This window comes from Streptomyces sp. RLB3-17 (assembly GCF_007113425.2).
Lineage (GTDB): Bacteria > Actinomycetota > Actinomycetes > Streptomycetales > Streptomycetaceae > Streptomyces > Streptomyces mirabilis_D.
This window is the reverse complement of the sequence record NZ_CP041610.2, coordinates 2552067-2566926: the sequence shown is the minus strand read 5'-3', so window position 1 is coordinate 2566926 and position 14860 is coordinate 2552067. Positions and strand designations below refer to the sequence as shown.

The following is a 14860-nucleotide window of genomic DNA, read 5'->3' as shown; positions in this document are numbered from 1 at the left end:
CGTGACAGGCTGGCAGTTCTGGGTCGACCGAGGCGGCACCTTCACCGACATCGTCGCGCGACGCCCGGACGGCCGCCTGCTCACGCACAAACTGCTGTCCGAGAACCGGGCGAGGTACGCCGACGCGGCGGTGGCGGGTGTCCGTGAACTCCTCGGCAGGGGTCAGGACGCCCAGGGCGCGCGGATCGACGCCGTCCGCATGGGGACCACCGTCGCCACCAACGCCCTCCTGGAACGCAAGGGAGAGCGCACCCTCCTCGTCGTCACCCGAGGCTTCCGCGACGCCCTGCGCATCGCCTACCAGAACCGCCCCCACATCTTCGCCCGCGCGATCGAACTGCCCGAGCTGCTCTACGAACGCGTGGTCGAGGTCGACGAGCGGATCGCCGCCGACGGCACGGTCCTGCGCGCCCCCGACCTGGACGCCCTTGCCGGGCCCCTTCAGGAGGCCTACGACTCCGGGATCCGGGCCGTCGCCGTCGTCTGCATGCACAGTCACCTCCACCCCGCCCACGAAGAGGCCGTCGGCGAACTGGCGGCACGCATCGGCTTCCCGCAGATCTCGCTCTCCAGCGAGGTCAGCCCGCTGATGAAGCTCGTCCCGCGCGGTGACACGGCCGTCGTCGACGCCTACCTGTCGCCCGTGCTGCGCCGCTACGTCCAGCACGTCGCCGACGAGCTCCAGGGCGTGCGACTGATGTTCATGCAGTCCAACGGAGGCCTCGCCGAAGCGGGTCAGTTCCGCGGCAAGGACGCCATCCTGTCCGGCCCGGCGGGCGGCATCGTCGGCATGGCCCGGATGTCGCAGCTCGCCGGCTTCGACCGTGTCATCGGCTTCGACATGGGGGGCACCTCCACGGACGTCTCGCACTTCGCGGGCGAGTACGAGCGGGTCTTCACCACCCGGATCGCCGGAGTCCGGCTGCGGGCGCCCATGCTGGACATCCACACCGTCGCCGCGGGCGGCGGCTCGGTGCTCCACTTCGACGGCTCCCGCTACCGGGTGGGCCCCGACTCGGCCGGTGCCGACCCAGGTCCCGCCTGCTACCGCGGTGGCGGCCCGCTCACCGTCACGGACGCCAACGTCGCACTCGGCCGCATCCAAGCCACGCACTTCCCTGATGTGTTCGGCCCCGACGGAGACCAGCCCCTCGACGACACCCTCGTCCGCGACCGGTTCGCCGCCCTCGCGCGCGAGATCCGTGAGAAGACCGGCGACGACCGCACCCCGGAGCAGGTGGCGGAGGGTTACCTGCAGATCGCCGTGGCCAACATCGCCAACGCGGTCAAACGGATCTCGGTCCAGAAGGGCCACGACGTCACCCGGTACGCGCTCACCACCTTCGGCGGCGCGGGCGGCCAGCACGCGTGCATGGTCGCCGACTCGCTCGGCATCCGCACCGTCCTCGTCCCGCCCATGGCCGGCGTCCTGTCCGCCCTCGGCATCGGACTCGCCGACACGACGGCCATGCGCGAGCAGTCCGTGGAGGCACCCCTTGAGACCTCCGCGATGCCCGGCATCCTCAAGACCGCCGACGACCTGGAGGGCGCCGCCCGCACCGAACTCCTCGCCGAGGACGTGCCCGAGGACCGCATCCGTGTCACCCGCCGCGCCCAACTCCGCTACGACGGAACGGACACGGCGCTCACCGTCGAGCTCACCGAGCCCGACACCATGACCCACGCCTTCGAAGAACGCCATCGCGCCACCTACTCCTTCACCCTCGACCGTCCGGTCGTCGTGGAAGCCCTCTCCGTAGAGGCCACCGGACTCACCGAACCCCCCGATCTCTCCGCCCTCGCGACCTCTTCGTCCGCCCGAGGCGCGGCGCAGACGGTCAGCCTCCACACGGGCGGCGCCTGGCGCGACGTACCCCTGAACCGCCGCGAGGAACTGCCCCCCGGTGAAACGGTCACCGGCCCCGCGATCATCACCGAGGCCGGCGCGACGACCGTCGTCGACGACGGCTGGCGGGCCGCGACGACCGACGACGGGCATCTGGTCATGGAACGCGTGGCGGTTACGCAGAGTTCCGATCTGGGCACAGAAGCGGACCCGGTTCTCCTCGAGGTCTTCAACAACCTCTTCATGTCCATCGCCGAGCAGATGGGCGCCCGCCTGGAGTCCACGGCCCAGTCGGTCAACATCAAGGAACGCCTGGACTTCTCCTGCGCGCTCTTCGACCCGGACGGCAGCCTTGTCGCCAACGCCCCTCACATCCCTGTCCACTTGGGCTCGATGGGCACGAGCGTGCAAGAGGTCATCCGGCGACGCGGCGACAGCATGCGCCCGGGTGACACGTACGCGGTCAACGACCCGTACCACGGAGGCACCCACCTCCCCGACGTCACCGTGATCACCCCGGTCTTCGACACGGAGGGTGAGCGCATCCTGTTCTACGTCGCCTCGCGCGGACACCACGCCGAGATCGGTGGCATCGCCCCGGGCTCCATGCCCGCGAACAGCCGCAGCATCGAGGAAGAGGGCATCCTCTTCGACAACTGGCTGCTCGCCGAGAACGGCCGCTTCCGCGAGGCCGAGACGCTTCGCCTGCTCACCGAGGCGCCCTACCCCTCGCGCAATCCGAAGACCAACCTCGCCGACCTGCGTGCCCAGATCGCCGCCAACCAGAAGGGCGTCGACGAAGTCGCCCGCATGATCGAGAACTTCGGCCTCGACGTCGTCCAGGCCTATATGCGGCACGTGCAGGACAACGCGGAGGAAGCCGTACGCCGCGTCATCGACGCCCTGGAAGACGGTGAGTTCGCCTACGAGACCGACTCCGGGGCGGTCATCCGCGTCCGGGTCTGCGTAGACCGCGAAAATCGTTCCGCCACTGTCGACTTCACGGGCACGTCCCCGCAGCTCAGCACCAACTTCAACGCACCCTTCGCGGTGGTCAACGCCGCCGTCCTGTACGTCTTCCGCACGCTGGTCGCCGACGACATCCCGCTCAACGACGGCTGTCTGCGTCCGCTCGACATCGTCGTGCCGCGTGGCTCGATGCTCGCTCCCGAGGCCCCCGCCGCGGTGGTCGCGGGCAATGTGGAGACCTCTCAGGCGATCACCGGCGCGCTGTACGGAGCCCTGCGTGTGCAGGCCGAAGGGTCCGGAACGATGAACAACGTCACCTTCGGCAACGAGCGCTACCAGTACTACGAGACCGTGGCCTCCGGATCCGGCGCTGGCGACGGCTTCCCCGGCGCCTCCGTCGTGCAGACCCACATGACCAACTCGCGGCTCACCGACCCCGAGATCCTGGAGTGGCGACTGCCGGTCCAGCTCGAGGAGTTCGCGGTCCGGCCGGGCAGCGGCGGAGCCGGGCGCTGGAGCGGCGGGGACGGAGCCGTGCGCCGTATCCGGTTCCAGCAGCCCATGACAGTCTCCACACTGTCCCAGCACCGCAGGGTCCCGCCCTACGGCATGGCCGGCGGCGAGCCCGGGGCGCTCGGCGCCAACCGGGTGGAGCGCGCGGACGGCACGGTCACGGAACTTGGCGCAAGTGATACGGCCGAAGTCGGCCCCGGCGACGTACTTGTCATCGAGACCCCCGGCGGCGGGGGCTACGGCCCACCGTCCCACGACCCCCATCAAGCAGGAGAAGAGATCGATGATCTTCGGGCGTTCTGAGCGCGGCAAGCCCCCGGTCGAGCCCGTCACGCTCAAGATCCTGGTGGCCGGTGGCTTCGGGGTGGGCAAGACGACCCTGGTCGGCGCGGTCAGCGAGATCAAACCGCTGCGCACCGAGGAGGTGCTCACCGAGGCGGGCCGCCCGGTCGACGACACCAGCGGCGTGGAGGGCAAGCACACCACCACCGTCGCCATGGACTTCGGCCGCATCACGCTCCGCGAGGACCTGGTGCTCTACCTCTTCGGGACGCCCGGACAGGACCGCTTCTGGTTCCTGTGGGACGAGCTCGCCTCCGGCTCCCTGGGCGCCGTCGTGCTCGCCGACACGCGCCGCCTGGAGGACTGCTTCGCCGCCGTCGACTACTTCGAGCGGCGCTCCATACCGTTCGTGATGGGCGTCAACTGCTTCGAAGGATCGGCCCGGTACCCGGTCGACGAGGTCCGCCAGGCACTCGACCTCGACGACGACGTTCCGGTCGTCCTGTGCGACGCGAGAGACCGGGAGTCGGCCAAGGAGGTCCTCATCGAGGTCGTCCAGCACGCGATGGCGTACGGAGCCGACCGACGCGAACCGGTCACCACCTGACCCGTACACACGGTCCGAACCGCGCATACGGCCCGTACCCCCGCCGACCGGGGTACGGGCCGTCGTCCCGCACACGCGTGTGGCTCACGCGAGACGCACGCGCGCGTGGACCCCTGTCTCAGCTGACGTCGTCCTCGTGCCAGCCGAAGCTCTTCTCCACCGCCTTGCGCCAGTTGTGGTACTCACGGTCACGCACGGAGGCCTCCATGGAGGGTGTCCACTCGACGTCCTTCTGCCAGTGCGACTTCAGCTCGTCGAGGTCGTTCCACACACCGGTCGCGAGGCCGGCCGCGTAGGCCGCGCCCAGACAGGTCGTCTCGGACACCCGGGGACGGATCACCGGCACGCCCAGGACATCCGCCTGGTGCTGCATCAGCAGATTGTTCTTGGTCATGCCGCCGTCCACCTTCAGGGTGGTGATCTGCACGCCGGAGTCCTGGAACATGGCGTCGACGACCTCACGGGTCTGCCAACTCGTCGCCTCCAGGACCGCGCGGGCGAGGTGTGCCTTGGTGACGTACCGGGTGAGGCCGGTGACGACACCGCGCGCGTCGGAGCGCCAGTAGGGGGCGAACAGGCCCGAGAACGCGGGCACGATGTACGCGCCGCCGTTGTCGTCGACGCTCGCGGCCAGCGTCTCGATCTCGTCGGCGTTGCGGATGATGCCGAGCTGGTCGCGGAACCACTGCACCAGGGCGCCGGTGATCGCGATCGACCCTTCGAGGCAGTAGACGGGCGCCTCGCCGCCGATCTTGTAGCCCATGGTCGTCAGCAGCCCGTTCTTCGAGGGGACGGGCCGGTTGCCGGTGTTGAGCAGCAGGAAGCTGCCGGTGCCGTACGTGTTCTTGGCGGTGCCCACGTCGTAGCAGGCCTGCCCGAAGACGGCCGCCTGCTGGTCACCGAGGGCCGAGGCAACGGGGACACCCGCGAGCTGGCCCACGGCGGTGCCGTACACCTCGGCCGACGACCTGATCTCGGGCAGCACCGCCTCGGGGACGTTCATCGCCGCGAGGATCGACTGGTCCCACTGAAGGGTCTCCAGGTTCATCAGCATGGTGCGCCCGGCGTTGGTGACGTCGGTGACGTGCCGACCGCCGTCGGTGCCGCCGGTCAGATTCCAGATCAGCCAGGAGTCGATGGTGCCGAAGGCGATCTCGCCGCGCTCGGCACGCGCGCGCAGCCCCGGCACGTTGTCGAGCAGCCAGGCCGCCTTGGGGCCGGAGAAGTAGCTGGCCAGCGGCAGGCCGGTCTGTTCGCGGAAGCGGTCCTGGCCGTCCGTGCCGCCCAGCTGGGTGCAGAGCGCCGAGGTCCGGGTGTCCTGCCACACGATCGCGTTGTGCACGGGCTTGCCGGTGGCCCGGTCCCACAGGACCGTCGTCTCGCGCTGGTTGGTGATGCCGAGCGCGCTCAGCTGGTCGGCGCGCAGCCCCGCCTTGGCGATCGCTCCCGCGACGACCGCCTGCACCTTGGACCAGATCTCGGTGGCGTCGTGTTCCACCCAGCCCGGTTTGGGGAAGATCTGGCGGTGCTCGCGCTGGTCGACGGCGACGATCGCGCCGCTCCGGTCGAAGATGATGCAGCGGCTGGAGGTGGTGCCCTGGTCGATTGCGGCGACGTATTTCTCGGCGTTCTCCGTCATGACGTCCCCTTACGTCTTCTTCGTCAGAAGGCTGCGTTGGAAGTCTGCGTTCTCGTCAGAAGGCTGCGTTGTAGATCGCGGCCCCGATGGCGGCACCGGCGATCGGGCCGACCACCGGGATCCAGGAGTAACTCCACTCCGAGGTGCCCTTGTTGGGAATCGGCAGCAATGCGTGGGTCAGGCGCGGTCCCAGGTCGCGGGCCGGGTTGATGGCGTACCCGGTGGGGCCGCCCAGCGAGAGTCCGATACCGACCACGAGGAACGCGATGAGCTGGACGGGCAGTCCCGCGTCGCCGATCCCGGCCACGTGTTTGTGGCCGCCGACCATGGCCAGAATGGGCAGCATCAGGCCGACGGTGGCGATGGTCTCGGTGATGAGATTCTGCACGGGATGGTTGATCTCCGGCCGGGTCGAGAAGATGCCCAGCGTCTCGATGGCCTTGTCCTCGTCGGCGTTGAGGTTGAACTGGCCGAGGTAGAGCAGCCAGCAGAGCACGGCGCCGACTATGGCGCCCGCGAACTGGCCCAGAATGTAGAAGGGCACGTCCTCCCACTTCGTCGAGCCCTCGATGGCGAAACCGATGGTCACGGCCGGATTGATCTGACCGCCGGACAGCGGCGCCGCGGTGTAGGCCCCGGCGAGCACGCCGAAACCCCATCCGAACGCGATGACGACCCAGCCGGCGCCCTGCGCCTTGGACTTGTTGAGGGTGACCGCGGCGCAGACCCCCGCGCCGAACAGAATCAGAATCGCAGTGCCGATCAACTCGCCGACAAAAATGTCGCCGTTGCTCATGGCGGCTCCTAGGCCTCGCCCGGAGCGGTCCGCTCCGGGCCACCGTGCGGGGTGCGTTTCCCATGGCTACTTCAGCCGAAGGCAGGGAGGTCCCGCGCCCCGCCCGGCGTCCGTGACGAGCGTGCCGTCGCAGCGGAATCGCCCGTGGGGGACGGCCTTGGAAACAGGTCGGGAACCCGAGCGGTGCGGTGCCTGAAGACGCCCGAATGCGGCGATGCCGACTGACATCCGGAAGTGTTCACCGGCGCCCAGAGGGCGTCAAGGTCGCCGACGGCAACGGTTGAAGGCCGTGAACGGGCCAAGATCGGGACACGGTACGGGCCCGACCGGGACGCGGTCTCGGGCAGGCCGTCCCTTCGCCCTCACCCGCCACAGGGGTCCCGGGCGGCACGGCCGTTGCTCAGAACCCTCCCGGTCCGTCGCTCAACCGGCCTGTGCCCGCTCCGCCCCCGAACCACGCAGGACCTCATGTCCCGGCAGTCCCGCCCGCCCCAGCACCCAACTCGCCCCGCTCAGAGCCTTGGCGGCCTGCTTGAGCGGTGCCAGACACGCCGCCGCCTGTCGGTGGTCGGTCACGCTGCCCGGCGCGCACAGGACCGTGGCCAGCGACAAGGTGACGGGACGTCCGCCCGCCGACCAGGGCGCGTCGAGTACCGTGCCGGCCAGCGGGCCGAGAGTCTCCGGATCCGCGAGGACCAGGAAGTCGTCGCCGCCGATGTGCCCCACCCGGGTCGTCCCGGAAGCCGCGTGCTGCAGCGTCCGACCGACCGCCCGGATCAGCTCGTCGCCAGCGGCGAAGCCCGCTCCGTCGTTGACCTGCTTGAAGTGGTCGACATCGAGCCAAGTGAGGGCGAACGTCAGGCCGTCGGCGATCCGCCGGTCAACCTCGCCGGTGATCGCGTCCGAACCGGGCAGCCTGGTCAGCGGGTTGAGCCCGGCCGCCTCCTCGACCCGGCTCTCGGAGAGCGCTCGTACGAGATCGGCCAGACGTACGACCCCCACGCACCTCCCGTAGTGATCGACGACCGCGACATCGTCCGACGTACGGTCCCGCTCGCCGTCCGCCACCACGTCGAGGACCTCCCACGCGGTCGCGTCGACGCCGACCGTACGCGGCGGATCCCCGAGCTTGGCGGCCGGCCGGTCGGCGTACAGGGCATGCCCGTACGGCCCCGACATCGACAGCAGGAACCGTGACCGGTGCACCGAGCGGACCGGGATCCCGGAGGGATCCACGAGCAGCACACCGGAAACGTCGGGCGAGCCGGTGAGCAGTGCCCGCACCTGCCCCGCGGACGCCGTCGCGGGCAGCAGCGCGGCGGGCCGCACGAACTGCCGCACCGACGGTCCCGACCGGGGGGCCGCCGCGACGCCGGGGGAGAGGGCCGGAACGTATACGTCCGCGACGGGCAACCGTGCGGGCGGCGCGAACAGCTCGCCCTGCGCCAACTGCGCCCCCGCCGACACCGCGGCCGCGCACTGCAGCTCCGTTTCGACGCCCTCCACGGACAGCAGTGCGCCCAACTGCTCGCACAGCGTCCGCATCGCCCTGACCGCCGCCGGCCGCGTCAGCAGGGACGCATCGAGCTTCACCAGCTCGGGCGCGAGGTCCGTGAGCAGCCGCAGGGGTGCGTCGCCGTCGCCCACCCCGTCCGCACAGATCCGGAAGCCCTCGCCGCGCACCGTGGACACCGCCTCCAGCAGGGCCTGGTGCGGCACGTGCGTGTACGGCGGACCGATGTCGATCGTCACCTCCCACGGCAGCCGACCGGCCTCGCGCACGGCGTCGCGCAGCGCCGCGAGCCGTCCGAGATCGGCCAGTGTCCCGGCGAAGACATTCACGTGCAGTGGCAGCATCGTCTCCCTGCGGGCCGCTGCGCGGATCGCCAACGCCGCCAGCCGCCCGTCGAGTTCGGGGTCGCGGCGGGCCTGTGCCAGGATGTCACCCGATTCGGGACGGGCGAGTATCTCCAGCGCCGCAACCCCTCCGGTCGTCAGGTTGACGACCGGCTGGAAGGCGAAGCGGACAGTATCCGTCCAGGAAGGCACGGGAGCATACTGGCCCCGCCCGCGCACGCCCGGGCGCGATTCACGAGGTGTTCACGCAGCATTCCGGGGTCGTCACTCCGAGTGCGGACAGCCGCGGGGCGAGCCTCCGCGGACGGCGGTCGTCGCGGCTCACGCCGCCCCTGGGCGCGGTGCAGTGGGCCGGCCGCAGGCTTCAACGGACGGCGACGACCGACGAACCGTGTCCGAACAGCCCCTGGTTCGCCGTGATTCCGACACGCGCGCTCGAGACCTGCCGGTCGCCCGCGTCCCCGCGCAGCTGCCATGTCAGCTCGCACACCTGGGCTATGGCCTGCGCCGGAACGGCCTCTCCGAAGGAGGCCAGTCCGCCGCTGACATTCACCGGTATGCGCCCGCCCAGCGATGTGGCACCCTCCCGCAGCAGCTTCGCGGCCTCCCCCTCCCCGCACAGCCCCAGGTCCTCGTACCACTGCAATTCCAGGGCCGTGGACAGGTCGTACACCTCGGCGAGCGAGAGGTCCTCGGGGCCGATGCCCGCCTCCTCGTACGCCGCCCGCGCGATGGAGGCCCGGAAGGTGCCGGCCGCGGGTTCCACGGCGGCGGCGGAGTCCGTGGCGATGTCCGGGAGGTCGAGCACGGTGTTGGGGTAGCGCGGTGTCACCGTCGACACCGCGCGGATCCGCACGGGGTCCGCCGCCCCGTGCCGTCGCGCGAAGTCCATGCTCGACAGCACGAGGGCGGCGCCCCCGTCGGACGTCGCGCAGATGTCGAGCAGCCGCAACGGGTCGGCGACGACGGCGGAGCCCGCCACCTCTTCGGCCGTGACCCTCTTGCGGTACCGCGCGTTCGGGTTCAGCGCCCCCAGGGCGGCGTTCTTCACCTTGACCTGTGCGAAGTCCTCCAGTGTGTCCCCGTGCACGGCCATCCGCCGCCGTGCGTACAGTCCGAAGTACGTCGGATTCGTCGCTCCGAGGACCCGGAACCGCAGCCAGTCGGGATCGTCCGGCCTGTCCCCGCCCGCCGGACGGAAGAATCCCTTGGGCGCCGCGTCGGCGCCGACGACGAGGACCACGTCCGCGAGGCCCGAAAGGATCTGTGCCCGCGCCGCGTTGATGGCCTGCGCCCCCGACGCGCACGCGGCGTACACACTCGTGACCCGCGCTCCCTGCCAGCCCAGGGCCTTCGCGAACGTCGCTCCCGCCACGTACCCCGGATAGCCGGCGCGCACGGTGTCGGCGCCCACGACCGAGCCGACGTCCCGCCAGTCGACCCCCGCGTCGGCCAGCGCCGCACGCGCCGCCACGACCCCGTACTCGACGAATCCGCGCCCCCACTTGCCCCACGGATGCATGCCCGCGCCGAGCACCGCCACCTCACCGCTCATGCCGTCACCCCCGTACGCCACTTGCCCTTCATGCCGTCACCCCTGTCGGCCGCCAGTGCCACGTCGTCCAGGTCGTCTCCTCGTCCTCGTTCAGCACTCCGGGGACGACCTCCACCTCCATGCCCACCGCCAGGTCGGAGACGGTGATCCCGGGAACCGTCTGACCGAGTACGACGAGTCGCTCGGATTCCAGCTCCACAGCGATCAACGCATAGGGTTCCCATGAGAGTTCCGGATCGGTCACATACGGTGACGGAGGCCGGTGCCGGCTGTCGGTGTACGACCAGACGCGACCGCGCCGGGACAGCGGAACCTCGGTCAGCTCACCGCCCCGGCATCCCGGATTCCGGCAGAAGGCGTCCTCGCGGGGGAAGAAGACCGAGGCGCACGCGGAGCAGCGGGTGCCGAGGAGACGGAAGTCGTCCCCGTCCCCGGCGAACCATCCGGCGACCACAGGTGTACGTGTACGCGACAAGACCCCTCCATGACGCTGGATCTGACGGAACGTCAGAAGTGTGCCACGGGCATCGGGAAATGGGCAGCGCGACGGAGAGAACCGTGGAGGCCTCCCGGGCGTCGGAGTATCGGGAGGTGCGGCCGGGGCCCACGGGGGTGGTTCCGGCCGTGTCTCCCGGTGCGGCTCCGGGGCCCGTTGGGCGACCCGCCGATTCCCTCACTCGATGGTGCCCGACCGCATGTGATCCCTTCCCCGACGGATCCCGCACCTGATAGATGCAGGGGGCATGACACGACTCTCCACCGCCGTACGCGGTCTGGTGACCACGCTCGCCGCCTTACTGGCCGTGACCGCCGCCTCCGCCACCGCCCGGGCGACGCCCGAGCCGAAGGCTCCCGAGGACTTCGTGGCCCTGCGATCCGTGGACCCGACGATCATCCAGGAGATGCGCTACTTCACGCCGCACAACTTCGTGGGCGAACGCGTCGACGGCTACCGGCAGCCGATCTGCATCCTCACCCGACCCGCCGCGGACGCCCTCCACAAGGCCCAGGTGACACTGCTGCACGAGGGCTACACCCTCAAGGTGTACGACTGCTATCGGCCGCAACGCGCCGTCGACCACTTCGTTCGCTGGGCCGAGGACCTCGACGACCAGGCGATGAAGTCCGAGTTCTATCCGCAGGTCGACAAGACCCGTCTGTTCGAGGACGGTTACATCGCCGAGAAGTCCGGACACAGCCGCGGTTCGACGATGGACCTCACGATCGTGCGGCTGCCGGCGAAGCCGACCCGCCCGTACGTCCCCGGAGAACCTCTCGTGCCCTGCTACGCGCCCCAGGACGAGCGCTTCCCGGACAACTCCGTGGACATGGGTACCGGCTTCGACTGCTTCGACACCCTCGCGCACACGCTGGACCCACGCGTCCAGGGCGTGCAGCGAGCCAACCGGCTGCTCCTGAAGAGCACCCTCGAAGACCTCGGATTCGTCAACCTCGCCGAGGAGTGGTGGCACTACACGTACAAGCCCGAGCCCTACCCCGACACGTACTTCGACTTCCCCGTGTCCAAGAAGTCACTGACTTCGTCCCGCTGAGCCGGGCCGGTCCGCCCCGTGACAGCGGGGCGGACCGCATCACGAGACGCGCTTCGACAGGCGCCCGGACCCGCATCCGGTGAGGCACCCGAAGACGAGCGAGAAGTGATCCGCTACAGTCCGCGGCGTGTCCGCAACCCCGCACCCACCCGCCGACTTCGCGCCGGACTCGCACTGTTCGAGCTGCGGAGCACCCTACGGAGAAGCCAACTCCGGCTGGCCCCGCACCTGCGCCGTCTGCGGCGGCGTGGCCTACCGCAATCCGCTGCCGGTAGCGGTGGCCCTGCAGCCCGTGTACGACGACAGGGGCACCGCCCTGGTCGTCATCACCCGGACCATCGCCCCCGCGCGCGGAGGCATCGCGCTGCCCGGAGGGTTCATCGACCACCGGGAGGACTGGCGGCACGCCGTCGCCCGGGAACTCAAGGAGGAGACGGGAATCGACGTGGCGAGCCGCGAGGTGCGGCTCGCCGACGCGATGAGCTCTCCCGCCGGGCACCTGCTGCTCTTCGGGCTCCTACCGGAGCGCCCGGCCGCCGAACTGCCGCCGTCCGCCGCCACGGACGAGACCGAGGGCTGGCACCTGCTGCGCCGGCCCACCGAGCTCGCCTTCCCGCTGCACACCTTGGCGGCGCGCGCGTGGTTCGAGGGACGGTACGTCTGAGGGGGTCCCACGGGGTTCTCGGAGGCCGTCACCGCGCCCCGAGGCCCCGCACCCGGACCGGATACTCCGGCGTGCCCGCTCCGCCCTCTCCGTCCCGCCGCACGACCACGTGCTGCCCCTCCCAGCGCGTCACGTAGCGTTCGAGCTCGGGCTCGTCCCAGCCGTCGCCGCGGTCGGGCACGGCGAGCCCGCCCCCGACCCGCCCGCGCGCCGGAGCCCACGCCTCCAGCTCCAGGCCGCCGTCGTCGCCCCGGACGGGCACGACGGCACCCGCGCGCGCCAGCACCGGAATCCGCGACAAGGGGGCATCGAGCAACACCTGGGCCGGCCCCTCGTGCACCTCCTCGGTGACCGTGTCGTACCAACGCCCCCGGGGCAGCTGCACCGCACGACGGTCGGCCCCATGGTCCAGCACCGGTGCCACGAGAAGGCAGTCACCCAGCATGAAGGCGTCCTCGCAGTCCCTGAGCGCCCGGTCCTCAGGCGCCGCCCACCACAGGGGCCGCACATAAGGTGCGCCCGTGCGGCGCGCCAGCAGCGCCAGCGTCATGAAGTACGGGAGCAGCCGCCGCCGCTCGACGAGAGCCGCGCGCGCGTGCTCCAGTACGTCGTCACCGAACTCCCATGGCTCCCGGCGACCCGCCCGCAGACTCGCGTGCGTACGGAACAGCGGCAGATACGCGCCGAGCTGGAACCACCGCAGGTACAGCTCGGGAGACGGGCTGCCGTCGAAACCGCCCACGTCGGGACCCGAGTACGGAACCCCGCACAGCCCGAGCCCCATCACCAGTGACAGCGAGGCCCGCAGCCCGGGCCAGCCCGTGGCCACGTCTCCGGACCAGGTCCCTCCGTAGCGCTGCATTCCGGCCCACCCGGAGCGCGAGAAGAGGAACGGCCGCTCCTGGGGATCCCGTTCGCGCAGGCCCTCGTACGCGGCTCGGGCCATGCCCAGGGCGTACACGTTGTGCGCCTCGCGATGGTCACCGCCGCGTCCCTCCAGGGAGTGGCGAGCCGACCTCGGCAGCGTCGACTCCCCGAACGCCGTGAACGACGTCGGCTCGTTCATGTCGTGCCAGAATCCCGCGAACCCCTGCGCCAGCCGTTCCTCGTAGAGGCCGCCCCACCACTCCCGCACACGCGCGTGCGTGAAGTCCGGATAGACCGACTCCCCGGGCCATGCGACCCCACGCACGAGCCGGCCCGAACCGTCCCGCACGAAGGCGTCCTCGGCGAGACCGCTGTCGTACACCGCGTTGCCCGGCTCGGCCTTGACCGCCGGGTCGACGATCGACACCAGGCGGATGCCGTCGCGGCGCAGCTCCTCGGCGAGCACCGGCAGCTTCGGGAAGCGCTCCCGGTCCACCGTGAACACCTGGTGGGCGTCATAGTGATCGATGTCCAGGTGGACCGCGTCGAGGGGCAGACCGCGCTCCTGATAGCCCGCGACGATCCGCCGCACCTCCTGCTCGCTGCCGAAGCCCCAGCGCGCGTGATGGTGGCCCAGAGCCCACGCGGGCGGCAGCGCGGGCGCCCCGGTGAGCGAGGCCCAGGCGTGCAGCACGCGCGCGGGGGTGCCCACCATCAACCAGCAGCGCAGCGGGCCACCGTCCATCCGCAACTCGCACGATCCCGCCCGGTCGTGTCCGGACCCCGCGCCCTCCTCTCCCTCGCGCAGGTTCACCGTGCCGTCCCAGGAGGTGTCGTGGAACACGAGATGCGTGCCCGCGTCGGAGACCACCATCTGCACGGGCATCGTGATGTACAGCGGATCGTCGCCCGGCGCGAAGGCGTGCCCGGGATCCGTGTTCCACAGCCGGTACGTCCCGTCACGCAGCCTGGGACCGGCCGCGCGCCCGCCCAGGCCGAAGAACCGAGCGTCGGCGGCCACTTCCGAGCGCTGCATCCACCGCGCGCCGCCCCCCTCGACCGGCTCCCACCAACGGGGCGGCAGATCACGGCGCAGGATCACACCACCCGGGGTTCGCACCTCGACGGCGCCGTGCCGCGAGACGACGACCGTCACCCGTTCGGCCACCACCCGCCAGCCGCCGTCCTTGTCGGGCTCCAGGACGGCCCGCGGATCCGGCTCCGGACCATGGCCGGCGAGCGCGTACGACGGCTCAGGACCGGCCCCGTCCCAGCCCCAGAACACCGCCCCGCTCACCGCGACCGTGATCCGCAATTCGGACCGTGTGAACCTGATGACCCCACCCCCGGGCCCCGGCTCCGCCGCCTGCACCGGGCCGGGCACCCGCGCGCGCTCGGCCCCCCGCCGCGGCAGCCCAGTGGCGTCGGCACGCCTCCTTCGCCATGCGGCCCGCACGGTACGCAAGCCCTGGGCCGCCCCCGTCGAACCGACCGTCTTCACCGAACGCACCAGGTCACGACCGTCCATGCTGCTCACCCTGCCATTGCCTGCGCCAAATGAGTGAGTCGTTCAACTTCCGTTCACCCGCGACGGGGGCACATCTTCACGCGGACGACCATCTGCGGCGCACCCTGGTGCGGAAGTCGATCACATGGCATCGTCCGTGTCAGCCGCGTGCGCGCACACCCCAGCTCGTGCGCGACCGACGCAC

Annotated in this window: 10 protein-coding genes; 4 read left to right on the top strand and 6 right to left on the bottom strand. The window is 70.8% G+C overall.

Annotated features, from left to right (window positions below):
- Position 1: 1 nt before the first annotated feature.
- Both FNV62_RS12025 and FNV62_RS12020 read left to right on the top strand, forming a co-directional pair.
- Positions 2-3631, top strand: coding sequence for a hydantoinase B/oxoprolinase family protein (locus tag FNV62_RS12025; RefSeq protein ID WP_144315209.1), 3630 nt, complete (start codon positions 2-4; stop codon positions 3629-3631).
- A complete protein-coding gene (locus FNV62_RS12020; protein WP_054237193.1) occupies positions 3612-4217 on the top strand; it encodes a GTP-binding protein in 606 nt (201 codons plus the stop codon). Before FNV62_RS12025 ends, FNV62_RS12020 begins: the two co-directional genes overlap by 20 nt.
- Positions 4218-4335: 118 nt before the next feature.
- Here FNV62_RS12020 and glpK read toward each other — a convergent pair whose 3' ends face one another.
- The 5 genes from glpK to FNV62_RS11995 form a co-directional block, all read right to left on the bottom strand.
- The gene (gene glpK / locus FNV62_RS12015) at positions 4336-5856 is read right to left on the bottom strand and encodes a glycerol kinase GlpK (RefSeq protein ID WP_060895765.1); all 1521 of its coding nucleotides are present in this window, start codon (positions 5854-5856) and stop codon (positions 4336-4338) included.
- 55 nt (positions 5857-5911) lie between these two features.
- Entirely contained in the window at positions 5912-6652 is a 741-nt protein-coding gene (locus FNV62_RS12010; RefSeq protein WP_097283856.1) for an MIP/aquaporin family protein, read from the bottom strand.
- A 423-nt stretch (positions 6653-7075) separates the two neighbouring features.
- Entirely contained in the window at positions 7076-8701 is a 1626-nt protein-coding gene (locus FNV62_RS12005; protein ID WP_143601028.1) for a GGDEF domain-containing protein, read from the bottom strand.
- 172 nt (positions 8702-8873) lie between these two features.
- Positions 8874-10064 (bottom strand): lipid-transfer protein, encoded by a 1191-nt coding sequence (locus FNV62_RS12000; protein ID WP_097288839.1) that lies wholly within the window; start codon positions 10062-10064, stop codon positions 8874-8876.
- A gap of 28 nt (positions 10065-10092) precedes the next feature.
- Positions 10093-10518, bottom strand: coding sequence for a Zn-ribbon domain-containing OB-fold protein (locus FNV62_RS11995; RefSeq protein ID WP_144316460.1), 426 nt, complete (start codon positions 10516-10518; stop codon positions 10093-10095).
- A 289-nt stretch (positions 10519-10807) separates the two neighbouring features.
- Here FNV62_RS11995 and FNV62_RS11990 point away from each other — a divergent pair, with 289 nt between their 5' ends.
- Both FNV62_RS11990 and FNV62_RS11985 read left to right on the top strand, forming a co-directional pair.
- Positions 10808-11617 carry a M15 family metallopeptidase gene (locus FNV62_RS11990; RefSeq protein WP_143612844.1) on the top strand — a complete coding sequence of 270 codons (810 nt, stop codon included), beginning with the start codon at positions 10808-10810 and terminating at the stop codon, positions 11615-11617.
- Positions 11618-11744: 127 nt separating this feature from the next.
- Positions 11745-12281 carry an NUDIX domain-containing protein gene (locus tag FNV62_RS11985; protein ID WP_097283853.1) on the top strand — a complete coding sequence of 179 codons (537 nt, stop codon included), beginning with the start codon at positions 11745-11747 and terminating at the stop codon, positions 12279-12281.
- 28 nt (positions 12282-12309) lie between these two features.
- On the opposite strand, the gene FNV62_RS11980 is transcribed toward FNV62_RS11985, so the two are convergent.
- On the bottom strand, positions 12310-14676 hold the full coding sequence (locus FNV62_RS11980) for a glycoside hydrolase family 31 protein (protein ID WP_143654689.1): 2367 nt from the start codon (positions 14674-14676) through the stop codon (positions 12310-12312).
- Between the last annotated feature and the right edge of the window lie 184 nt (positions 14677-14860).